General features: G+C 67.9%; 21 protein-coding genes and 2 pseudogenes. 14 read left to right on the top strand and 9 right to left on the bottom strand.

The window, feature by feature from the left end; genetic code table 11:
• Positions 1-51 precede the first annotated feature (51 nt).
• Both H4W81_RS31770 and H4W81_RS31765 read right to left on the bottom strand, forming a co-directional pair.
• Positions 52-1,032, bottom strand: a complete 981-nt coding sequence (locus H4W81_RS31770; RefSeq protein WP_192778178.1) for an aldo/keto reductase — start codon at positions 1,030-1,032, stop codon at positions 52-54.
• Positions 1,020-1,946 carry an EamA family transporter gene (locus tag H4W81_RS31765; protein ID WP_192778177.1) on the bottom strand — a complete coding sequence of 309 codons (927 nt, stop codon included), beginning with the start codon at positions 1,944-1,946 and terminating at the stop codon, positions 1,020-1,022. Before H4W81_RS31765 ends, H4W81_RS31770 begins: the two co-directional genes overlap by 13 nt.
• 35 nt (positions 1,947-1,981) lie before the next feature.
• Between H4W81_RS31765 and H4W81_RS31760 the strand changes: the two genes are divergently transcribed.
• On the top strand, positions 1,982-2,464 hold the full coding sequence (locus tag H4W81_RS31760; protein WP_192778176.1) for an Lrp/AsnC family transcriptional regulator: 483 nt from the start codon (positions 1,982-1,984) through the stop codon (positions 2,462-2,464).
• A gap of 580 nt (positions 2,465-3,044) precedes the next feature.
• Here H4W81_RS31760 and H4W81_RS31755 read toward each other — a convergent pair.
• The gene (locus tag H4W81_RS31755) at positions 3,045-3,971 is read right to left on the bottom strand and encodes an RNA polymerase sigma-70 factor (protein ID WP_192778175.1); all 927 of its coding nucleotides are present in this window, start codon (positions 3,969-3,971) and stop codon (positions 3,045-3,047) included.
• A gap of 177 nt (positions 3,972-4,148) precedes the next feature.
• On the opposite strand from H4W81_RS31755, the gene H4W81_RS31750 reads away from it, so the two are divergent.
• From H4W81_RS31750 to H4W81_RS31715, 8 genes and pseudogenes are all read left to right on the top strand, one after another.
• On the top strand, positions 4,149-4,646 hold the full coding sequence (locus tag H4W81_RS31750) for a carboxymuconolactone decarboxylase family protein (protein ID WP_192778174.1): 498 nt from the start codon (positions 4,149-4,151) through the stop codon (positions 4,644-4,646).
• A 14-nt stretch (positions 4,647-4,660) separates the two neighbouring features.
• Positions 4,661-5,419 carry an SDR family oxidoreductase gene (locus H4W81_RS31745; RefSeq protein ID WP_192778173.1) on the top strand — a complete coding sequence of 253 codons (759 nt, stop codon included), beginning with the start codon at positions 4,661-4,663 and terminating at the stop codon, positions 5,417-5,419.
• A 201-nt stretch (positions 5,420-5,620) separates the two neighbouring features.
• Positions 5,621-6,829, top strand: a complete 1,209-nt coding sequence (locus H4W81_RS31740; protein WP_225958887.1) for a cytochrome P450 — start codon at positions 5,621-5,623, stop codon at positions 6,827-6,829.
• 451 nt (positions 6,830-7,280) lie between these two features.
• Complete coding sequence (locus H4W81_RS31735) at positions 7,281-7,592, top strand: DUF6247 family protein (protein WP_192778172.1); 312 nt, start codon at positions 7,281-7,283, stop codon at positions 7,590-7,592.
• A 34-nt stretch (positions 7,593-7,626) separates the two neighbouring features.
• Positions 7,627-8,229, top strand: a pseudogene (locus tag H4W81_RS31730) (IS5 family transposase); the annotation flags it as partial.
• Between the two features lie 92 nt (positions 8,230-8,321).
• Entirely contained in the window at positions 8,322-8,843 is a 522-nt protein-coding gene (locus H4W81_RS31725) for a hypothetical protein (protein ID WP_192778171.1), read from the top strand.
• A 143-nt stretch (positions 8,844-8,986) separates the two neighbouring features.
• On the top strand, positions 8,987-9,535 hold the full coding sequence (locus tag H4W81_RS31720) for a hypothetical protein (RefSeq protein WP_192778170.1): 549 nt from the start codon (positions 8,987-8,989) through the stop codon (positions 9,533-9,535).
• A gap of 25 nt (positions 9,536-9,560) precedes the next feature.
• Complete coding sequence (locus H4W81_RS31715; protein WP_192778169.1) at positions 9,561-10,076, top strand: hypothetical protein; 516 nt, start codon at positions 9,561-9,563, stop codon at positions 10,074-10,076.
• 116 nt (positions 10,077-10,192) lie between these two features.
• Here H4W81_RS31715 and H4W81_RS31710 read toward each other — a convergent pair whose 3' ends face one another.
• Positions 10,193-10,810, bottom strand: a complete 618-nt coding sequence (locus H4W81_RS31710; protein ID WP_192778168.1) for a hypothetical protein — start codon at positions 10,808-10,810, stop codon at positions 10,193-10,195.
• Positions 10,807-12,198, bottom strand: coding sequence for a selenium-binding protein SBP56-related protein (locus H4W81_RS31705; protein ID WP_192778167.1), 1,392 nt, complete (start codon positions 12,196-12,198; stop codon positions 10,807-10,809). The genes H4W81_RS31710 and H4W81_RS31705 overlap by 4 nt, the downstream gene beginning before the upstream one ends.
• A gap of 775 nt (positions 12,199-12,973) precedes the next feature.
• On the opposite strand from H4W81_RS31705, the gene H4W81_RS48875 reads away from it, so the two are divergent.
• Positions 12,974-13,102 carry a DoxX family protein gene (locus H4W81_RS48875; protein WP_264083199.1) on the top strand — a complete coding sequence of 43 codons (129 nt, stop codon included), beginning with the start codon at positions 12,974-12,976 and terminating at the stop codon, positions 13,100-13,102.
• Positions 13,103-13,507: 405 nt separating this feature from the next.
• Here H4W81_RS48875 and H4W81_RS31695 read toward each other — a convergent pair whose 3' ends face one another.
• Entirely contained in the window at positions 13,508-14,212 is a 705-nt protein-coding gene (locus H4W81_RS31695; RefSeq protein ID WP_225958886.1) for a hypothetical protein, read from the bottom strand.
• A gap of 51 nt (positions 14,213-14,263) precedes the next feature.
• Here H4W81_RS31695 and H4W81_RS31690 point away from each other — a divergent pair, with 51 nt between their 5' ends.
• Positions 14,264-14,716, top strand: a complete 453-nt coding sequence (locus H4W81_RS31690; protein ID WP_225960390.1) for a VUT family protein — start codon at positions 14,264-14,266, stop codon at positions 14,714-14,716.
• Positions 14,713-15,102: pseudogene (locus tag H4W81_RS50200) on the top strand (deazapurine DNA modification protein DpdA family protein); the annotation flags it as partial. The gene H4W81_RS31690 and the pseudogene H4W81_RS50200, both read left to right, overlap by 4 nt.
• Positions 15,103-15,210: 108 nt before the next feature.
• Here H4W81_RS50200 and H4W81_RS47810 read toward each other — a convergent pair.
• Positions 15,211-15,984, bottom strand: a complete 774-nt coding sequence (locus H4W81_RS47810) for a GNAT family N-acetyltransferase (RefSeq protein WP_225958885.1) — start codon at positions 15,982-15,984, stop codon at positions 15,211-15,213.
• 152 nt (positions 15,985-16,136) lie between these two features.
• Here H4W81_RS47810 and H4W81_RS31680 point away from each other — a divergent pair, with 152 nt between their 5' ends.
• A complete protein-coding gene (locus H4W81_RS31680; protein WP_192778164.1) occupies positions 16,137-17,039 on the top strand; it encodes an aminoglycoside phosphotransferase family protein in 903 nt (300 codons plus the stop codon).
• Positions 17,040-17,105: 66 nt separating this feature from the next.
• Here the strand turns inward: H4W81_RS31680 and H4W81_RS31675 are convergent, their stop codons facing one another.
• A complete protein-coding gene (locus H4W81_RS31675) occupies positions 17,106-17,609 on the bottom strand; it encodes a hypothetical protein (RefSeq protein WP_225958884.1) in 504 nt (167 codons plus the stop codon).
• Positions 17,610-17,818: 209 nt separating this feature from the next.
• On the opposite strand from H4W81_RS31675, the gene H4W81_RS31670 reads away from it, so the two are divergent.
• Positions 17,819-18,502 (top strand): NUDIX hydrolase, encoded by a 684-nt coding sequence (locus H4W81_RS31670; RefSeq protein ID WP_225958883.1) that lies wholly within the window; start codon positions 17,819-17,821, stop codon positions 18,500-18,502.
• 112 nt (positions 18,503-18,614) lie between these two features.
• On the opposite strand, the gene H4W81_RS31665 is transcribed toward H4W81_RS31670, so the two are convergent.
• Complete coding sequence (locus H4W81_RS31665; protein ID WP_192778163.1) at positions 18,615-20,657, bottom strand: ATP-binding protein; 2,043 nt, start codon at positions 20,655-20,657, stop codon at positions 18,615-18,617.
• Positions 20,658-20,781 lie beyond the last annotated feature (124 nt).

The following is a 20,781-nucleotide window of genomic DNA, read 5'->3' as shown; positions in this document are numbered from 1 at the left end:
TCGGTCAGAGGACAAGCATGACGCGGGACAGACGGAATCACAGACTTCCACTCAGAAGTGCCCGATGATCTGGTGTGGCCGGTAGGGGGCCTCCAGGCGGGCCGCCTCCTCTCCACTGAGGGTCACCTCCACCGCCGCGATCGCGTCGTCCAGATGACCCACCTTGCTCGCCCCGACGATCGGCGCAGTTACCCCAGACCTCCCGAGCAGCCACGCGAGGGCGAGCTGCGCCGGTGGCAGGCCTCGTTCGTCAGCGACCGCACGCACCACGTCTACGACGTCGAAGTCCGCGTCCTCGTACATGCTGTCGGCCAGCTGGTCGCTGCCGGATCGGACCGTGCGCCGCCGGCCGTCGCGTCGGCGGCTCCCGGTGAGCAGTCCGCGTGCCAGTGGGCTCCACGGGATGACGCCCACCCCCTGGTCCAGGCAGAGCGGGATCATCTCTCGCTCCTCCTCCCGGTACACGAGGTTGTAGTGGTTCTGCATCGACACGAACCTGGTCCAGCCGGCCGCCTGAGCAGTGTGCTGCGCCTGGGCGAACTGCCAGGCGTACATGCTGGAGGCCCCGATGTACCGTGCCTTGCCGGCCCGCACCACGTCGTGCAGGGCCTCCATGGTCTCCTCGATCGGCGTCTCGTAGTCCCATCGGTGGATCTGGTACAGATCGACATAGTCGGTTCCTAGCCTGGTCAGCGAGGCGTCGATGGCGGCCAGCACGTGTTTGCGGGACAGCCCCCGGTCGTTCGGGCCCGGCCCCGTCGGGAAGTAGACCTTCGTAGCGAGAACGTAGTCGTCGCGGCGTGCGAAGAGCTTGCCGAGCAGCCGCCCGGTGATCTCCTCGCTCGCGCCGTCCGAGTACATGTCGGCGGTGTCGAAGAACGTCACACCGGCCTCGACCGCGCGCCGCACGATCGGCTCGGCCGCGTCCTCGCGCAGCATCCACTCCCAGGAACCTGGATCGCCGTACGTCATCATGCCCAGGCAGATCCGGGAGACCTGCAGCCCCGACGAGCCCAGCTTCACATATCGCATTTCGTCTTACCTTCCTGTAAGAGCGTGGCCTTCTCCTCGGCTGGAGGAGTCCGAAACTCCCGGTGGAGCGCGACCGAGAGCACCACGAGCCCGACTCCGGCGAGCTCGGCGAGTGAGGGAAACTGCCGGAGCACCACGATGCCGATCACCGTTGCCGTGGCCGGAAGCAGCGCCACCAGCAACGCGTACGTGGAGCGAGCCATGCGTGCCATGGCGAGTTGATCGCACACGTACGGGATCACCGACGAACAGATCCCCACCCCGATCCCCGCGGCGAGCGTGACCGGGTCGATCAGCGCGGGAGCGGCCTGCCCAACGCCCATCGGCGCGACGAACACGCAGGCGATGAGCATGGCGGCGGCCAGCCCGTCGATGCCGCTGATGCCGCGCAGACGCCGAGCCGTACGGTGGGCCAGGACGATGTAGGCGGCGAACAGCACCGCGTTGGCGAAGGCGAACACCAACCCCAGCGGCTCCCCGGCCAGCCGGATGCCGGTCAGCACGTAGACACCGCCGACGGCTGCCACGAGTGCCGCGAGGTTACGTGCCGTACGGGCACCGAGCGCGGCCAGCACGATGACCGGCAGAAACTCGATCGCGGCGACGGTGCCCAGGGGCACGCGGGCGATCGCCAGGTAGAAACAGACGTTCATGGCCGCGAGCACCGCGCCCCAGGCGATGATCGTACGCCGCCCCCCGGCGTCGAGCCGGGCGAGGATCCGCCAGGGGCGACGCCAGAGCGCCAATACGAGTGCGGCACTCCAGATCCTCAGCGCCGCGACCCCGAGCGGGGCGAGCCTGGTGAACAGGAGCACGGCGAAAGCCGGGCCGAGGTAGTGGAAGACGGCGCTCCCGATGAAGTAGGTCCATGGAGGCGCCGCGGACAGGACGGCGCGAGGGCCGGTGGGCGGCATGACCCCCATCGTTGGCCAACCCGTAATTTAGGAGAATGGCGAAACGAAAGATCAGACCCGAGCGGGCATACGAATCCAAGGGAATGGACTCCCTCGACCTTCGTATTCTCGCCGAGTTGCAGGTCGACGCCAGATTGAGCTTCGCCGAACTGGGCCGCCGGGTCGGTCTGTCGGCCCCCGCGGTGGCCGATCGGGTGCAGCGGCTGGAGGAGACGGGAGTGATCACCGGCTATCGCGCCGAGGTCAACCCGCGGGCCGTGGGCTTTCCGGTCACCGTGATGGTCCGGATCCGTCCGGCGATCCGGGAACTGCAACGCATCTCCAAGATCGCCCAGGAGGTTCCCCAGATCGTCGAGTGCTACAGAATGACCGGCGACGACTGCTTCTACTTCACGATGCACCTACGGGCAGTCGACGAGCTCGAACCGATCCTCGACCTGTTCACCCCGTACGGTCACACGACCACATCTCTCATCCACACTGCACCAGTGCCACGCCGCCCGCTGCCTCTGGAGTGAGACTCGGGCCCACCTTCGCAAACCAGCTCCAGGGCTGCTACCGGGCCACGCTCGTCGGGCAGGCTCACCGGCCTGACCGTCTCGCCCGACCTCGGGCCCGCCGGAGTCCGTCAGCTCCGCGACCCCGATGAGCCGGATTGGGGGGACGACATCCTGTAGAGCGTCTTCACGTGGGCCTCTTGGCTGCGCGGCGACGTGGCAGGCGGTCGAGCAGAACCGCGCCCGGCGCCAGTGGGTGCCTGCCGTACGGGAAGACCGCACTCCGGTCCTTCGTTACATGGGTCGGTCATGGCAGGGAGGGTTTCGTTACGGGCGTCGAACAGCACGTCGGTGGCGTTGAGTGGCCGGTTGGACCACAGCACCTCGGTACGGTTCTCCCAGGTCCAGCCTGGCTGGTGGAGGCCTGTCAGTGTGTAGCGATGCCAGCCCACATACAGCTGGGTATCGGCCTGTCGGTCAGGCTGGCCCCACCAGCCGCCATCTACGACATTCCCGCAAGCAGACAATCCGGCCGTGAACTTCCTCGCCGGTGCCGATGCCCTGGAATTCGGCACCGGCAGGCTGGTTCAAAGACGGGTTCTCAGCGGCTCACGGCGGTCTCCTGTTCCATACGCGACAGCTTCTCGGGATTGCGCACGTGGTAAGCGCCGGTGACGTATCCGTTCTCCACTCGCACCGCCACCACGCCGTCGATCTCGCCGTTAACTCGGACGAGCAGCCCCGGGCCACCATTGATCTGCACCAGCTCGACCAACCTGTCTGCGTCGCGCTTCCACCAGCCGACGGCCAGCAAGCGAGCAACGTTGTCAGCCCCCACAATGGGCCGCAGCAGGGCATGCTTGACACCGCCGCCGTCGCTCAGGGCGACGACGTCCGGCGCGAGGATGTCGAGCAGGCTCTGCAGCTCGCCGGTCTCGACCGCTCGCTGGAAAGCCTGGAGCGCGGCTCGGTGCTCGGCCGGGGAGCCGGTGCCGCGGGGCCGGCGCGCGGCGACGTGTGCCCGTGCCCGGTGGGCGATCTGGCGTACCGCGGCCGGGGTCTTGTCGACGGCTTCGGCTATCTCGTCGTAGTCCAGATCGAACACCTCGCGCAGCACGAACACGGCCCGCTCGGTCGGCGTGAGCGTCTCCAGCACCAGCAGCATCGCCATCGAGACGCTGTCGGCCAGTTCGACGTCCTCGGCCACATCCGGGGTGCTCAGCAGCGGCTCGGGTAGCCACGGCCCGACGTAGGTCTCCTTGCGCCGGTCCAGTGTGCGCAGTCGTTTCAGCGCCTGCCTGGTGGCGATCCGGATCAGATACGCGCGCTGGTCCAGCACCGTGCCGAGGTCGACGCCCACCCACAGCATCCAGGTCTCCTGCAGGACGTCCTCGGCGTCGGTGGCGGAGCCGAGGATCTCGTAGGCGAGGGTGAACAGCAGGTTGCGGTGGGCGACGAACGCCTCGGTGGCCGCGTCCATGCGACTGCCACGAGCTGTGGCCGTCGGTTGCTCAGTCCGTTCGCTCATCGCGGGTTCCTGCCTGTTCGTTCGCGACCGTGCCATATCCATACGATCCCGGTCCCCGCCGCTTTGTGACACCGACGATCGGTGGGCTATGTCACATAGGTCCCGCTGTCACAAGGTGCGGGTCGCCGGGATCTCTTGCTCGTAATGACGCAACACCACGAGTAAGGAAGTCCCAGCATGTCCACACCCACGACGACCAACCTCCGGTCGCGTATGCCCAACCCCCTCCCGTTCGTCCCCGAGATGGCGGTAGTCGCCGAAGGCCTGCACAAGGTCATCAAGAACGGCTCGATTCCGCAGGTCACCATCCACCTGCTGCAGCTGCGCGCCGGGCAGATGCTCGGCAGCACGTACTTCACCATCAGGGAAACCGGCAACCTCCGCCAGGCAGGGGAATCAGAGGAGCGCATCACCGCCGTGGCGACCTGGCGGGACGCCACCTACTTCACCGACGCCGAACGGGTCGCGCTGGAGCTGGTGGAGGCAGTCCTGTCCCCGAACCCGTCCGGGGAGCGAGTCCCCGACGAGCTGTACGCCAAGGCGTCCGCGCACTACGACGACAAGGCGCTCTGGACGCTCATCATGGCCATCGCCCACATCGGCTTCTTCACCCCCGCCGCGCTCATCGCCAAGCCGATCCCCGGCATGCCCCCCGGCCAGAACTACAGCGAGTGAGAAAGGGATAAAGCATGAGCATCACCAAGTTCGCGGTGGCAGGAGCGACCGGGCGGCTGGGACGCCATGTCGTCGACGTCCTCACCGAACGGGGGCGCCAGGTCGTGCCGATGTCCCGAGCCACCGGCGTGGACATCATCACCGGTGAGGGCCTGGCCGAGGCGCTCACCGAGGTGGATGTCATCATCGACGTCGCCTCGTGGCACGCCTCCGAGCAGGAGGCGGCGACGGAGTTCTTCCGCACGTCGGCCCGCAATCTGCACGAGTACGGCCAGAAGGCGGGGGTCGCCCAGATCACCGTGGCGTCCATCATCGGCGTCGACAAGGCCACCACCGGTTTCGTCGCCGCCAAGAAGGTGCACGAGGAACTCCTCCTGTCCGGCCCGCTCGCCGTCCGCATTCTGCGGGCCGCGCAGTTCCACGAGTTCGTCGGTCAGCTTCTGGACTGGCAGCAGGGCGACGTCGCCTACATCCCGGCCCTGCCCACCCAGCTCGTGGCCTGCCGCACCGTGGCCGAGGAACTGGTCGACCTGGCCCTCGACCCCGGCGAGCCCGCTCCAGGAACGCCGATCCCCGAGATCGCCGGACCCCGAAAGGAGACCTTGGCGGAGGCGGCCGCACTCCTCGGCGCCCGCCGAGGCATCAAGGTCGTCGGCGTTGACGGTTCGGGCATGCCCGATGCCGAGATTGCCGCCAAGGGCGGGTTCCTGCCCAGCCCGCACGCCAAGCTCGCAGGACCCACCTTCCAGGAGTGGCTCGACACCCAACCCTGAGCCGGCCGTATGACCACGGCCTGACCTTGTTCTCGGAGCTCCACGGCCCGGAGCTCCGCGAACAAGGCTTCCTCCGAACCTCGCTCGCCAGCGGCGTTCAGGGGCTCACTTCTTCCCGCTCCTCGGCGAGATCGCTACCACCGCCGAGATCATCGACCTGCTGGCCAAGACCCGCGCCTGACGATCTCACACGATCACCAGATGAATGGACAGATGATGACGCAAACGCCGGAATTGCCGCTGCACATGCGGCGGAACGGGTTCCACCCGGTCGAGGAGCTGGCCCGGGCCCGCGACGACGAGGGTGTGGTCCGGGTCGAGACGCCGTTCGGCCCGCCCGCGTACCTGGTCTGCCGCCACGAGGACGTTCGCCAGGTACTGTCGGATCCGGCCCGGTTCAGCAGTGCCCTGACGCCGTTCCCGGGATCCGGGCAGATGAACGCCGACGAGCTGGCCAAGATGCAGGCCGGGCAACTGATCGGGTTCGACCCGCCCGAGCACACGCGGTTGCGCCGGATGCTCACCCCGGAGTTCACGGGACGGCGGATGCGCCGGCTGGAGCCGCGGATCACCGAGATCGTCCAGGCGGCTCTGCACGATCTGGAGCGGGCCGGTAAGCCGGCTGATCTGGTGGCGCACTTCGCGCTGCCGGTGCCCTCGCTGGTGATCTGCGAGTTGCTGCGTGTGCCGTATGCCGACCGCGCCGCCTTCCAGGATCGTTCCGTGCGCCTGCTGGACACCTCCTTGCCGATGGAGCAACGCGTCGCGGCGCAGCGGGAGGACCGCGCCTACATGGCCGGCCTGGTGGCCCGCGCGCAGGCGGACCCGGGCGAGGACATGCTCGGGATGCTGGTGCGCGAGCACGGCGACGACCTTCGCACCGATGAGCTGATCGGCATCGCGGGACTGCTGCTGCTGGCCGGGCATGAGACGACCTCGAACATGCTCGGCCTGGGCACCCTGGCCCTGCTGCGGCACCCGGACCAACTCGCGATGATCCGCGAGGATCCCGCCCAGGTCGAGCCCGCCGTCGAGGAGCTGCTGCGCTGGCTGTCCGTCGTGCAGGGGCTGCCGCCGCGCACGACCACGACGGATGTGGAGATCGCCGGGCATGCCATCCCGGCGGGCGCGCTCGTGATCCTTTCGCTTCCTGCCGCCAACCGCGACCCTGCCTTCATCGACGACCCCGACACCCTCGACATCACCCGGGGAGCCGTTGGTCACGTCGCCTTCGGCCACGGGGTGCACCACTGTCTCGGGGCGCCGCTGGCGCGGATGGAAATGCGCATCGCCTTCCCGGCCCTGCTGCGGCGCTTGCCCGGCCTGGCCCTGGCCGATACGTACGAGCAGGTGGACTTCCGGGTCTTCAGCCTGGTGTACGGCTTGCGCACGCTGCGGGTTACCTGGTGAGCGGGTGGCCGCTGAGAGCTGCCACCGCCCGCAACTAGGAGCAGATCGTCATTGAAGCCTGTCCGGGAGGGGGTGCTGGCTGGGGTGGTCTCGCCTTCATCAACGCCAACCCGCCAGGGCCGGCTCGGCGGGCGGTGACCGCGGAGCCGCGGCCGTGGCCCGGCACTTCTCCGGATCCGGGGTCAGTCACCGCAGCCAGCAAAACCCTTCGCCCCACCCAGCAAAACGACCACCAAGGAGTGATCCCATGTCATCGTCGGCCAAGCTGCCCTTTCCGGCTCACGCGGACCACGCCCTGCCTCCCCGGTTCTTCGGCCTGATGAAGGCGACAACGCTGTTCCTGGCCGCCGTTCCGGAAGTGGAACAGACATCCAGGGAGTCCCACGTTCTGTCCGGGCTGCTCCATAAGCTTGGACGACCAGCGGCAACCGGCAGGAGGTGAGGCGTCGTCATGACCGTCCAGCGACACGACCGACCCCAACCGCACATCGAGCGGACCTTCACCGCCGTCCGCGCAGCCCTGCCCGCCGCCAACGTCGCCGCCTTCGACGCCGAGCTCGAACAGATCACCCATGCGCCCGTCGTCGACCTGGCGGCGCTGGACGACTTCCTGTCCGCGTGGTGGCGCATCGCGACGCGAGCGGTCGCTGATCCGGTCGACTGGCAGCGCGTGCATGAAGAAGCCGAGCAGCTCCAGTCCGGCGCGCGTCAGCCGGGCCCGACCTTGGAAGAGGTCCCGGCTCGCCGGGGAGTCCAGCGGTAGGTGTACACCATCCGCATGGGCAGCGACGTGGCAGACGGTGCACCGACGCTTCGCCGAGTGGAGCGCGGCACCGGTGTGGGCCACGCTGTATCGCGTCATCTTGGACGAGCTCGGCGCCCGAGGCGAGCTGGACTGGTCGCGTTGTGCGGTCGGCTCCATCAGCCTGCGCGCGGTCAAGGGGGAGCTGACGGGTCCGAATCCTGTCGATCGTGGCAAGAACGGCACGAAGATCCATATGATCACTGAACGGACCGGCCTGCCCATCTCGGTGGCGATCTCCGCGGCCAGCACCCATGACAGCCTGGCGCTGGAGCCGCTGGTGCGCGGGGATCCCGCCGATCCGCTCTCGGCGCGGGCCGCGCCGCCGCCGGCCCGGCAAATTGCACGGCGACAAGACCTACGACTACCCGCGCCTGCGCAGGTTCCTGCGCGGACGCGGAATCACGCCTCGCATCGCGCGCCGCGGCATCGAGTCCGGCCAGCGGTTGCGCCGTCACCGCTGGGTGATCGAAAGATTCCTGGCCTGGCTGGCGGCTACCGCCGTCTGCACCGCCGCTACGAACGGCGAGCTGATCACTTTGCGTCCTTCGTCGGTCTGGCAGCAGCGCTCATGTGCTACCGCCGTCTGACCAAATGAAGCAACCTTGGGTCTGCGGCCCATAGTGGGCTCGCATGGTTTGCCTGGTATCAGCCTGGAAGTGTCAGTCCATGATCGTAGGATCGCCGTCCATGACCGACACTCGGACCGTATCGTTCGATCTGCACGTTCACTACAGTCAGGCGTACCTCGTCGACGACACCGACGACGCCATGGGCCCGGACGGCATACCCGACGATCACCCTGCGCATCCCGTCGGGATCATCCGAGTGGACGACGGTGGCGCTTTCCTGATCACGGGTCTGCATACAGGGACGGTCGGCTTCTCGGTGACGGTCGCCGACCACGACCCGGGAGCGGACACCGACGGGTACGAGGACATCGTCGAGATCAGCTTCGAGTCCGAGGCCGGACAGGTCTCGCTGTACGAGTGGGGTGGCGGGGGCGTCCACGAACTCCCGGTGCTGCCCGCGGGGCCGGGGTGGTACCGGCTGCGCTACCACGCCCAGAACATGGACGAGGCCCGAGAGGTGGACACCTCGAACGAGATCATCGACCGCTATCTGCTGCAGATTTGGCCTCAGGATGAGTCCACACCGCGGGTGGTCAAGAGCGCGAGCGGGCAGCTCGCCTACTGGCGCCGGCCTCGTTAACACCAAAGAAGCGGCCTCCGCCGCTCAACGGCGCATTCCTTGCTTTGGCTCATCCGTGTGGGGAAGCCGCTGCAACGATGCAGCCCCTTACCGCCAAATGAGACGTCCTCTAACGTCGGTGTTCATCCATAAGATCGTCGGCCATGGCGGAGATCGGCGCTGAGGCGTGGACGACAACGGTGGACTTGTGGGTTCACTACGGGCAGGCGTATCTCATCGATGAGACCGACGATGCGCAGGGTCCGGAGGATTTGACCGACGACCACCCGGACCACCCTGTCGGGATCATCAGAGCGGGTGACGATCACGCTTTCCTGCTCACCGGCACGCATACCGGGACAGTCAGCTTCTCCATTGAGGTGGCTGAGTCAGAGCCCGCTGCGGACCTGAACGGGTACGAGGACGTTGTGGAGGTCAGCTTCGAGTCGGAAGGTGGAAGCGTCTCCCTGCATGACTGGGAAGGCGAGGTACACGAGATACCGGAGCTGCCGGCCGGTCCGGGTTGGTACCGTCTGCGCTACCACGCCGCCGGGATGGACGAAGCCAGTGACTGGACCCGCGAGAGCGCGGACGACGCCGACGGACACGGGGTCGACCGTTATCTGCTGCAGATCTGGCCCGCGGCGGAATCCGAACCGGTCGTGGTCAAGAGCACGAGCAGCATGCACCGTTACTGGTTGACCGTCGGATAGAGGGACTCAGACGAAGGAGAGCGAGATGAACGCGGAGACGGCGGACTTGCTCTTCGACGTGGTCAGACGCCTGGAGAAGAGCATCGTGGCCCGCGACTGCCCGGCGATCGTGGCCGTGGATGGCGCGCGCAAGCTGGTGCTCAGTGATTATGACTACCTGCGTGACCGGGGTACGGCTGTCGCCTTCGAGAATCGGGCTGCGGCCAGGGGTAAGGAGATCGAGGCGATCCGGTGGGTGCTTGCCGTACCGCAGGTGTGGTTCTTCGAGCCACCGAGCACGGTCAGCGTGCGGGCGGTGTCGAATCATCCGCTTCGTGAGGGTGAGCAGGAAGCGATCACCTGGATGAGTTTCGACCGGGAGGACGGCGTCGACTACGGGCGGGTGGCCTACGCGCGGCATCCCAGTGGGGAGCCGGTCTTCGAGGAGCCGGAGATCTTCGATGTGGGGATCAACCCCAGGCCGGAGGCGCCGGGGGACGCCCTGCTCCAGGCGTTCGTCCAGGATGAGACGGAGCCGACTCCCGGAGGAGGCGGCTCCTGACCCTTCCAACTTGCCTTTGAGAGAAGAAAAGGTGGAGACGGGTCAAGAACGCCGAGCTCGCCGCCGCTCTGCGACACGCGCTCTTGAATGACTGGACGCCGCGAATCGGATGACGGCTATCCCGTGACGCTGATCGAATGGCTGCCGGCGGCCTGGGCGAGCGTGATGATCCCCGCTCCGAGAAGGGCCGCCGCCCACATCCGGTCCACATTGAACCAGGCTCGGCGCAGGACGGTGATCCCGGCCACCTCGTAGACGATCACTGCGACGGTACCGGCCACCGCGAACATGGCCAGCGTGTGGAGGGCGGCCACGCCCAGCCCACCCGAGATCGCATGGCCCTTGTGCAGCCTGGTGAAGACCGGGATCAGCATCAGCCCGGCGCCGTGGGCGCTCGACATCAGGAACGACCAGGCAGCGAGCTGGGGCAGCGACAGCCGCATGCCCACCCAGCGGAAGTGCCGCCTGGACAGGAGCCGCCACAGCCCGAAGCCGACCAGCAGCATTCCCCCGGCGACCGACAGCACCGTGCCGGTGACCAGCGAGCCGGTGGCGCCGACGACGAGCGCGACCGACGCTACCGACGCGAGGTGCCCTGCGGCGATCACGGGGAGCGACTGCAGAAGTTGGTCCCTGCTGCGCTCCTGCAGGCCACGTGCCACGGCGAACAGCCAGCCCATCGCCGGGTTGAGGCCGTGGAAGGCGCCCAGCAGGATCACCGCCGCGATCGTCATGGATAGCAGTAGGAATCGGAGGAGGCGTCACCGCCCTGCAGTCGCACCTGGTGCGGGCGCAGGCCGCGGAAGTCGTCGCCGTGCGGGAAGAAGCGTTCGTCGAAGGTGAACGAACCGGCGTCGATCTTCGCCAGCCAGGCGCCCACTCCCTCGGGGTAGAACTGGTCGTCCCAGGAGCCGTAGAGGGAGTTGCTGACGTAGACGCGCTGCCCGTCGCGGCTGACCTCGACCATCTGCGGGCCACCGCGCAGGGGCAGCTCGGGAGCGGTGGGATGGGCCGCCTGCCGGACGATCCCGCCGATCTTCAGTGAGCCGGTCTCGACGGGTTTGAACGGGTCGGTGACGTCGTACTGCTTGATCTCGCCGGTGCCCCAGCAGGAGACGTACAGGGACTGGTCATCGAGCGACAGGTCGATGTCGGTGACCAGCGGGGGCACCGCCCCGAACGGCTTCAGCACCGGCGGCAGGTCGTCCGAAGAGGCGGGCTCGGCGGGGATGTCGATGACCTTGCGGGCCTGCCAGCGGCCGTCCTCGTGAAACCACGTCCACACCGAGGCCGACAAGTCTTCGACGCTGGTGACGACGCCGACGAAGCCGTACGTTCTGGTCGGGTCGTGGGCGGGGCGCAGCTCCAGTGTCATCTGGTACTGGTCGCCCAGATCGACCTCCTGCAGGTGACGGCGCCTGCGCAGGTCCCAGAAGTGCAGCCGGTGACCGTACTTCCTGCTGAGCAGCAGCTCGCCGACGACCCCGTCCTCGAACATCGACGGCGTGCCCCACTCCGAGCTGATGAGCACGTCGTGGTTGATGTGCCACCAGAAGTCGTAGGCGAGGTACTGGGGTCCCCGATCGACTTCCCAGCGGCCGAGCACCTCGAAGGACTGATGGTCCAGGATGGCGATGCCACCAGGCCCGTCCTGGCCGTTGGCCCCGCCAAGGGCGGAAAGGTAGATGCCTTCGGGGCCGCAGTGCACGGTGTGCGGGCGGGAGTACCCGGCCCGCTTGGCCAGCTCGCCGGGCTCGATGATCTTGACGATCTCGGGGCTGACCCTGTCCTTGGTGTCCAGGATGTAGATCCGCGAGGAGCGCAACCCGGGCACGACCAGGTAGCGGCGCTCGACATGGGGATGCGGCGCGTAGGGGCACAGCGCGCTGCTGCACGCGTTCCACCCGAAGTGGTGCAGCTCGTCACCGGTGAACGCCAGCTCCGTCCAGCCGACAACGGTGCCGTAGCGGGCAGAGTCCGGATCGGTGTCCAGTACGGCTATCGCATCCGGTCCGCCGGCAGAGCGGTCCAAGGCCGCGACGTAGGCGAGCAGCTCGGCCGGTGCGTCAGCGGCGTCCCGCGGAGATGGGTAGAAAGTCGGGTCAGGTTTCCAGAGAGTCATGACTCCAGCCTCCCTCCATCCCCAAGCCGCGCGGGTAAATTCCCCGTCTGGACGAAGGGGCTGCGCTGCGGTTCCGAGCAGGTGTGACGAATCTTGAAACACAGCGAGCGCCTGGAACGGCAGCCGAGCCGTACACCGATGGCAGCGCATCCTCGGATACCGGCGTGCGGCTTTTGTGAGATCATCTGTCATGCCGACGGCCGACCGTTTCGCGCAGTTCACCCCCGAGTGGGCAGCCCTCGTGTCCGTTGTCCGCGACGAGTGGGTGAGCATCGCTCTGGCAGCCGGCCCGGCGGACCGCCCCGCAGCCGAGCACGGGTGCGCTTGGCGTACGAGCGTGCCGGGTTGCCGGCTCCATGCACCGTCATCTGGCTGGACTCGCCGTTGCGCGGTGCGTACGCCATCGCGATGATCTGGCTGCTCGGAGGCCACTACCGGGAACCAGATCAGGGGGAGGACACGAGGAAACGGTTCGCCAGACGTACGCGCTCGTCCGTCTCGGTCTGGACGAGGGTGCGCCGCTCGACCGCCTGATCCAGGTTGCCCGATCGTTCGGCTGGTGGTGGTACCCGCTGGAGCACGCGCGTCATCCCTCACCGAACCGCCTACGTCGTCGTCACTCTCCTGGCCGCTGCCATGGCAGGCTTCTCGGCTGGCTCCCTCTTCTTCTCTTCCGCGCCAAGTGGGTCGTGCAGCCCCTGGCGGCCGACTCCGGCATTCCCCGCTCGTGGTGGTCCCTGGCTCGGTACGGCCAAGGCCGCGGGGGGCCGGCCTGTTGGTCGGCCTGTTCGCGCCGGTCATCGGTGTCATGGCCGGAACCGGCCTGACGCTGTACTTCGCCGGGGCCGTCGTCACCGTGGTGCGGGCGCGCTGGTACTCGCACATCCCGTTCCCGCTGCTGTAGGTGGCGCCGGTGATCGGTGCCCTGGTGCTAGGGTTCACCGCCTGAGCACCGTCTTGGCCCGATCCGATACAGCGATGACCTCACCCTTCTGGCCCAGCTGCTTCGGTGGCCGCAGCATCGATCAGTCGGTTACGAGGAGGACGGGGCGGAGTAGGGGGACGGGCAGCGCACACCACGCGCCAGCAGTTCATGGCCGTGCCCGATGGCATGTTGTTGAGTGCTCTCCTTGCCAGATCGTCAAGGCGGGAGCCGGGCATGCGGACTGGGGGCCAGTCCTGGCCGTCGGCGGCTCGCCGAGACCGACCTCAAGCCTGGCCCGACCGAGGACGACCATGTGGAGGGCTGCTCTCCCTGGTCCTGCCGCTCCGGCTCTCCTGTGCCGGAAGGCGGTGAGGATCAGTGAGGCTACAGATTCCACTCCCCGTCCAGGGTCTCGTAGACCTCATCCAGAGCCTCGGGTGTACGTGCCCGGACCATCAGGCAGGCACCTGCGTCCTGGCGCAGCAGCACATCCGGGCCGGCGAACCACACGATGGACGGCTCGTCGGCCGGGTAGGCGGGCATTGCCAGACGCTCGTAGGTCGCCTCAACAAGCGCTATGTCGTCAGGAGTGAGGTCGAGGAAGTTGAACAGTTCCTCCTCTGCGATGAGCGTCTCCGACAACACAATCTCCACGAAGGCCAGCGACAGCCTGTCCAGCCACGGAGCCCACAGCTCAGCACTCTTGTCGGCCATCGAGGCGCGGTAGACCGTCCGGGAGTCTTCCCGCTCCAGGGCGTCAAGCGGGATGCCCCACTCGGCGACGTGCTGGTTCTCCAGCCGGTAGACCAGAACCTGTCCGGTGTCGTCGATGTACAACTCCTCGGGAGTCAGCAGCCGGTCCTGGTTGCCGGTCAGATCTCCACGGCGACCGAGCAGCGCATATGCCTCGCGCAGGACGGTGGGCAACCGAAGACCAAGCCGTTGCTCAGCCGCATCAAGATCTGCGGCGTCGTACCCGTCTCTCTCGCCGAGAGGCGTGGACCAAGCGGCGGCGAAGCGGCGGATGAAGCCCCAGGAACCATCCCGGTTATCGATGGTGCCGGCCAGCTCGGTTCGGAGATCAAACATGAGGGGAAGCATAGAGGCGGACTTCTGTGGAGTCTGCCCCTGTTTGTGGGCATGGTGGCGCTGGCCAACCTGCTCAGCGCCTCCCTGACGGTTCCCGTGGGATTCGGGCTGGTCGCACCCGCCGGGGTCTATCTCGCCGGGTTGCTGTTCGCTCTGCGTGACCTCATCCACGAACAGTCCGGCCCGCTCCCGGTCCTGTACGCGCTGTTCGGCGGCATCATCCTGTCCGGGCTGCTCGGATCGGACCAGATCGCCGCCGCCAGCGCGGCCGCCTTCACGGCCGCGGAGCTGATCGACACCGCCGTCTACGCCTGCACCCGACGCCATGGCCCACTCGTGGCCGTCACTGTCTCCAACCTCGTCGCTCTCGCAGTGGACAGCACGCTCTTCCTGCTCATCGCGTTCGGCTCGCTGGCGATGGCACCTGGGCAGTTCGTCGGCAAGGTCTGGATGACCGTGCTCGCCGTATTCCTCCTCTGGACCTGCCGGAGGTGGACACGATGAAGATCTACCTCGGCACCCACCAGCCCAGCTGGCTCACCCGCATGCCCGGCGTCCCGCTTATGCTCTCCCACCGGCGCCTCGCCTCGATGCGCCGCCTCCCGATCGCCGTCACCCGCTGGGCGCTGGATTCCGGCGGCTTCACCGAACTGTCCCTTCACGGCGGCTGGACTACCGACCCTGTCGTGTACGGCATCGCGGTACGCCGCTATCAGCAGGAGATCGGCAACCTCGACTGGGCCGCACCCCAGGACTGGATGTGCGAACCGCACATGCTCCGCCGTACCGGCCGCACCGTCGGCGAGCACCAGCGCCTCACGGTTCAGAACTACCTGCGGCTCCGCGAGCAGGGCGTGCCGGTCATCCCGGTGCTGCAGGGCTGGCGTTTGGCCGACTACCTTCTCCGGACTAGATGCCCGTTCGCTGATCGACTCGAGCGGTCGACGGGATCGTTCCGCTGGCTGTGGTCGGTCCCGTCGCCCTATCCTGGTCGCCCCTCAGCGCTGGGTGGAGGGCTGGTTCGCGTCACGCCGGTAGGAGTAGTGGATGAGCCCCTTGTGGAACTTGCCCACCTTGTCGTACAGCGCGCGAGCCGGGGCGTCTTCCAACGTGTTCCAGTAGAGGCCTGGGAAGCCGTGCTCCTTGGCGTCCCGCGCCACCCACTCGATCACTGCCGTCGCGATACCCCGCCGCCGGACTTCCGCGTCCACGAACAAGTCCGCCAGATAGCATTTCCCGGCATACCAGACACTGGCGTGGAACAGGTAGTGCGCGATGCCGACCATTTTGCCGTCCAGCCAGGCGGCGATCCCGCGTATCTGCTCGTCGTCGAGCAGGCGTCGCCAGGTCCGTTCGTAGTCGTCGTCGCTGCGTTCGACCTCGAAGTATGTGTCTTTACCACGGGCCAGCACTTCCCAGCAGGCGCGGTCGGATCCGGTCAGGAAGTTGATCTCCATCATGGCGCCCATCCTGCCGTACGGTCGGGTCTGCGTTGGGCGCGTATCAGGAAGCCGGTCAGCGTCGCGTCGAACGTGGCGGCCGGCCCGAGCCGGGGCAGCCGGCGCTGGCGCCGGTGTTGGCAGATCCACGGTTCGGGCTTGCGCGCGGAGCTTCCGCATTTGCTGAAGCTTCTGGCGGGCGCCAGCGAGACTCACCTGGAGCCCTTCGACCTCGCCGAGCCAGCCGCGTTCGGTGGCTTCGCGTATCCGGTCGTGCAGATTCGTGATGATCTCTGCGAGCCGCATCGCTTGTGCTGGATCTGGCTGCAGCATCGGACATCTTCTCTGAACTTTGGGGCCGGTCCGTCCCAAAGCCTCTGATCGGCAGCTCTCTGAAACCGAATCGGTGATGCCAGAGGAATCACAGCGAGATGTTCCGGAGAGCGAGAGCCGATCCGCCTGCCGCCTCAGTACTGTGACTTCGCATGGCCGACACCGAGATCGAGATCACCGCAGACCTGGTCCGCGACCTGCTGCAGGAGCAACATCCAGACCTTGCAGGGCTGGCCATCCGCGAGGTGGCGGGCGGCTGGGGCAACCAAATGTGGCGCCTCGGGGACGAGTTGGCCGTGCGCATGCAGCGCATGGACCCTACCCCGGAGCTCCAGCTCAAGGAGCGGCGGTGGCTACCTGTGCTGGCTCCGCGCCTGCCGCTCCCGGTGCCGACCCCGGTGCGGTTCGGCGAACCGTCCGAGCGCTTCCCCAAGCACTGGACCGTGATGACGTGGGTTCCCGGCGAGCCGCTGGACCACGGCTCAATCAGCCGCGGCGCCCACGCGGCCGACACGCTGGCGGGCTTCCTCAGGGCGCTCCATGTGGAGGCGCCCGCCGAGGTCCCGGCCAGTTCGGACCTCGGCGCTCACCCCAAGAGGTGCACGGGCGGCTTCGAGCAGTTCTTGCAGGCCATTGACCCCGACGCCGTCGGCGATGTCCGCGCCGTCCGGGCCGTCTGGGCCGATGCCGTCGCGGCCCCCGGGTGGGAGGGCCCGCCGATGTGGCTGCACGGTGACCTCCATCCCGCGAATGTCGTCGTCTCGGACGGGACGCTCTCGGGCGTGATCGGTTTCGGTGCCTTGTTCGCCGGCGATCCGGCGTGGGACCTCGGCGCCGCGTGGGTGCTGCTCCCCGCGGGCGCGGCCGCACGGTTCTTCGACGCGTACGCGCACGCGGACGAGGCAACGATCAGGCGCGCCCGCGGGCTGGCCGCTATGAAGAGCCTCTTCCTGATGCTCATGGGGCAGAACGGAGATCGGGGCCTTCCCGGCGGGAAGCCGAACTGGGGACCTGCAGGCCGGGCGGCACTTGATCGTGTTCTGAAGGGCGTTTGATGCACGCTTCTTTGAACTTGTTCTCGATCTTGGTTGAGGGCCATGTGGCAGCCCACCTTCGCGGGTTCATCGATCACCACGCGTGGTGGGGATGCCAAGGTCCACGGCCGTATGCTGCCCGTGGCCTCGATCGAGCTGGATGAGCTTGTCTTGGGCGCCGGCCAGGCTGACGCGGAGCCCTTCTGCCTCGCCGAGCCAGCCTTCGCGGGCTTCGGCGATGCGGGCGATGAGGTTGTCGCGGATCTCCTCCAGCCGGCCGCGTTGTGCCGGGTCCGGCCGGAGGAGCGAATATCTGACACATGCGTGCTCATGAAGACAAGGAGTTGAGAATGCTCGGGCGCAGGTGCCGATGGACACCTTGCGCTTCTCGAAGTGAGCGAGGAAGGCGTCCCATTCTTCCTCGGTGGGGGTCCGGTACTCTTCGCTGGGCCGCGTGGCCCGCCGGCGGGCGATGAACGCTCTGTGTGCCTCGATCGACTCCGCCGGGTAGACAGCCTTGTAGCCCATCGTTGTTTCAATACTCTTATGACCGCAGATCACTTGGGCGATGTGCGGCGGCAGGCCGTTCATGATGGCGTCGGTAACGAAGATCCTCCTTCTGCCCGTACTCGCTGTGTGCGGTTGTGTTCGTGTGGCGATCGAGCAGGTGGCTCTTATCGGGATGTTCGCGCTGGGGGTCGTCGCTCGTGTTGCGTTTCCGGGCAGGTCATGTGACGCAGATCACTAGCTTGGGGTGCTCGTAGAGCAGGTTGTCGGTGGTGCCTGCGATCGTGTCCTGCATGGGCGAGTTGGTCGAGCGAGTGGATGAACTGGACCGCGTGCTGGGAGTCGTGGATCGCGCAGAGGCGGAGCGTCGGCGATGGATGCATCGGATCGCGACGACGATCTGTCGCGATCCGATGCGGCGGATCCTGGTGCTGCGCCGGGCGGAGCAGCTCACTCGCTTTCCCGGCCACTATGACGTGATGGTCGGGGGTGCCGTGGACGTGAGCGAGTCGTATGAGGACGCGGCAGCCCGCGAGCTGTCCGAGGAGCTGGGCGCTGGCGTCCCGGTGCGTTTCATGTTCAAGTTCCTGTGCCGGGATGGGGTCAGCCCTGTCTGGTTCCGGGTGCACGAGGCCGTGATCACTGAGCCATTGGTTCCAGATCCGTCCGAGATCGCTTGGCATGCCTGGCTCACAGAGCTCGAACTGCGGGAGGTCGTTGATCGATGGCCTTTCATTCCCGGTGGGCGAGAGGCGTTGCGCCGATATTTGGTATTCGGGAACGGGGGCCAGCCGTCGGCTGGCTGCCAGCCCGATCACTTCATCCAGGGTGGTGCCGAGCACCGGGTAGTGAGTGTGGCCGTGCGCGGCAATCAGCTCGTCCAGGTCGATGACGGTGGCCGTGCCGTTGATGGCGATGACCTCGACGCGGGGCGCCGACCGAGCCCAGATCGCTCAGCTCGACGTCCGCCGACATGATCGTCTGGGCGGTGTCCTCAGCTCGTGCAGGCGGACACCTGGACGCCTCCGCCTGCGGCCCTTTAGAAGCCTCGCCGCCCTGGCCTGAGCCGCCCGCCCGCGGCTTCTCGGCTCAGCCCTTGGCCGCGCCGTAGATCTCCCGGTGCCACAGGTCCTCGCAGACCCGCTCGATGCCCGAGGCGAGGTGGCGGCGGTAGGTGGTGAAGGGCAGGCCGAGCCGCTCGGCAGCGACCTCCTGCGTCGGGGCGCCGCGCAGGAATGTCATGGCCAGGGCCCGGTGCAGCTTGTCCGCGCGCGGGTCCCGGCGCACGGTGTCGACAGCCTGCTCCAGGATCCGGCGCAGGGCACTGGCGGGGTCGGGCTCGGAGTCGTCGGTGACGATCCGGCAGCGCGTGAGCGGACTGGCGGCCAGCTCGCCGGGCCGGGACAGGTGGCGCAGCGCCTTGCGTACGGCGTCGCCGAACTCGGCCTGGGACAGCACCGCCAGCGCGGGGCCGGGAATGGCCTGGACGTCCTGCGGGTCGCCGAGCAGTAGCCGGTTGAGCCGGTCGAGCCACGCCTGCGCGGGCGCCGCCCGCCAGTCGTGGGCGTACAGGGCGTACTCGGCGTCGCCGAGCCAGGCGTGCTCGCCGACGTCGTGCATGTCGTAGTGTCGCAGGTAGTCCCGCATGGGGTCGTCGCTCCGCATGGCCATGAACGACCAGGCCATACGGTCCGCGCGCAGGCAGTAGCCGATGGACCGCCACTGGACAAGGTCCATGACCGGCGACATGCCGCGATATTCGGGGCGCACCCATGTCCTGCCGACGGCCAGGTGCTCTCCGGGCCGCAACGGGGCGAGCGCGCGGGCATTCGCCCAGGCCGTGGCGACGATCGGGTCGAGCGCTGCCTCCTCCTCGGACGGCTCGTACAGCCGTAGCCAGGAGCAGAGGCCCACCAACTCGCCGGTCTCGGCCCGGCGGTAGAGGCGAAACGCCTCAGGTTGGCGAGCGGTCCAGTAGGCGACGGCAGTTGCCGACGCCTCGTTCTCCACCTCGGCCGCCATCCGCACCAGAGCCTCGGTCTCCCCAGGGCGGAAGGCGTCCTCGTACGCCTCGCCGTCTCCGCGCCAGCTGTTGAACTCCGATGTCGAGCCGACGGCGCGGTGCAGGTAGAACAGCGAGCCGACGGCCCCGAGTACGAAGGCGTCGGGCACGGCGCGCGTCTGGGCGGCGAGATAGTTGCTGATGCGCTCGTGCATCGCGGCGTATCCCTGGGGATCGCGCCAACGCAGGTCGGCCTCGAGCACCTCGCGGACGACGTCGTGCGGGAACAGCCCGCGCGGGCTGGACTCCACGAACGGCAGCCGCCGCAGCCAGGTGAACAGGGACGAGGCGTCCTCCGGCAGGATCTCGCGCAGCAGGTCCTCGGTGGTCATGTAGGCGTGCGCGCAGACCTCCAGCGCGTGCCGGTGCGTGGGGCTGGGCACCTCGCCGACGAGCTGGTAGAGCAGGGTGGCGACGACGTCCTGCGAGGGACTCCAGCGCGCGCTCGCCCGACTGTCCTTGGTCGCCACAGCCGCCCCTAGGGACAGGGCGAGGGGATGGCCACCGGCGAAGGCCAGCAGCGGCCCGCGTAGCTCGTCCGCCACGCCACGCGCCTCCAGCAATGCGGCGGCGTCCGCCGGGGCGAGGTCGCGCAGCGGCAACACCCGCAGCGCCTCGGACCAGCCGGGGTCGGCGGTCCACATCACGTCCGGGGGGACGCGCCCGGCCACCACGACCAGCGCGCCGAGCGGCAGGCCTGGCAGGAACCGCTCGCGCAGCCAGCCCTCCAGACCCTGGACGCGCTCGAAGGTGTCGATGACGAGCACCGCGCGCTCGCCGGCGAGCACCGGCGCCGCCTCGGCCTCGAAGGCCGCCGGGGTCGGGTCCAGCGTGCGCCCGTCCAGCGTCGTCACCTGGCGTCCGAGGGCCGCCGCCTGTTGAGCAAAGCGGCGCAGTAGCGCGGTCTTGCCGACGCCGCCGGGGCCGTGCACGTACAGGACGCTGCGGGAGCCGCGCAGGGCGTCGGTGAAGACTCCGAGTTCTTCCTCCCGGCCCACGAACGACCGCTCCCGCACCGCTTCCAAGCGCTGCTCCAACACCCCGAGCTCCTGCTCACTCCCCGAACGCATGGGAGTAACAGTAGTCACCCGCGTATGAGGGGGCAGGCGCCCTGGAGTGTGTATTTATACGCATTTGGCGCGGCGGAGCCGGCCCTCGGAAGGTCTCATGGGCTGCGCTCCGGCCATCCCGAAC

The organism is Nonomuraea africana (assembly GCF_014873535.1).
GTDB lineage: Bacteria > Actinomycetota > Actinomycetes > Streptosporangiales > Streptosporangiaceae > Nonomuraea > Nonomuraea africana.
The sequence above is the reverse complement of the archived record's forward strand: the minus strand, read 5'-3'. Positions and strand labels throughout refer to the sequence as shown.

Coding starts and splice junctions, on each gene's coding strand:
- H4W81_RS31770 (WP_192778178.1), bottom strand. CDS start 1,032: ATGCGATATGTGAAGCTGGGCTCGTCGGGGCTGCAGGTCTCCCGGATC.
- H4W81_RS31765 (WP_192778177.1), bottom strand. CDS start 1,946: ATGCCGCCCACCGGCCCTCGCGCCGTCCTGTCCGCGGCGCCTCCATGG.
- H4W81_RS31760 (WP_192778176.1), top strand. CDS start 1,982: ATGGCGAAACGAAAGATCAGACCCGAGCGGGCATACGAATCCAAGGGA.
- H4W81_RS31755 (WP_192778175.1), bottom strand. CDS start 3,971: ATGAGCGAACGGACTGAGCAACCGACGGCCACAGCTCGTGGCAGTCGC.
- H4W81_RS31750 (WP_192778174.1), top strand. CDS start 4,149: ATGTCCACACCCACGACGACCAACCTCCGGTCGCGTATGCCCAACCCC.
- H4W81_RS31745 (WP_192778173.1), top strand. CDS start 4,661: ATGAGCATCACCAAGTTCGCGGTGGCAGGAGCGACCGGGCGGCTGGGA.
- H4W81_RS31740 (WP_225958887.1), top strand. CDS start 5,621: ATGAATGGACAGATGATGACGCAAACGCCGGAATTGCCGCTGCACATG.
- H4W81_RS31735 (WP_192778172.1), top strand. CDS start 7,281: ATGACCGTCCAGCGACACGACCGACCCCAACCGCACATCGAGCGGACC.
- H4W81_RS31725 (WP_192778171.1), top strand. CDS start 8,322: ATGACCGACACTCGGACCGTATCGTTCGATCTGCACGTTCACTACAGT.
- H4W81_RS31720 (WP_192778170.1), top strand. CDS start 8,987: ATGGCGGAGATCGGCGCTGAGGCGTGGACGACAACGGTGGACTTGTGG.
- H4W81_RS31715 (WP_192778169.1), top strand. CDS start 9,561: ATGAACGCGGAGACGGCGGACTTGCTCTTCGACGTGGTCAGACGCCTG.
- H4W81_RS31710 (WP_192778168.1), bottom strand. CDS start 10,810: ATGACGATCGCGGCGGTGATCCTGCTGGGCGCCTTCCACGGCCTCAAC.
- H4W81_RS31705 (WP_192778167.1), bottom strand. CDS start 12,198: ATGACTCTCTGGAAACCTGACCCGACTTTCTACCCATCTCCGCGGGAC.
- H4W81_RS31695 (WP_225958886.1), bottom strand. CDS start 14,212: ATGTTTGATCTCCGAACCGAGCTGGCCGGCACCATCGATAACCGGGAT.
- H4W81_RS31690 (WP_225960390.1), top strand. CDS start 14,264: ATGGTGGCGCTGGCCAACCTGCTCAGCGCCTCCCTGACGGTTCCCGTG.
- H4W81_RS47810 (WP_225958885.1), bottom strand. CDS start 15,984: ATGCTGCAGCCAGATCCAGCACAAGCGATGCGGCTCGCAGAGATCATC.
- H4W81_RS31680 (WP_192778164.1), top strand. CDS start 16,137: ATGGCCGACACCGAGATCGAGATCACCGCAGACCTGGTCCGCGACCTG.
- H4W81_RS31675 (WP_225958884.1), bottom strand. CDS start 17,609: ATGAACGGCCTGCCGCCGCACATCGCCCAAGTGATCTGCGGTCATAAG.
- H4W81_RS31670 (WP_225958883.1), top strand. CDS start 17,819: ATGGGCGAGTTGGTCGAGCGAGTGGATGAACTGGACCGCGTGCTGGGA.
- H4W81_RS31665 (WP_192778163.1), bottom strand. CDS start 20,657: ATGCGTTCGGGGAGTGAGCAGGAGCTCGGGGTGTTGGAGCAGCGCTTG.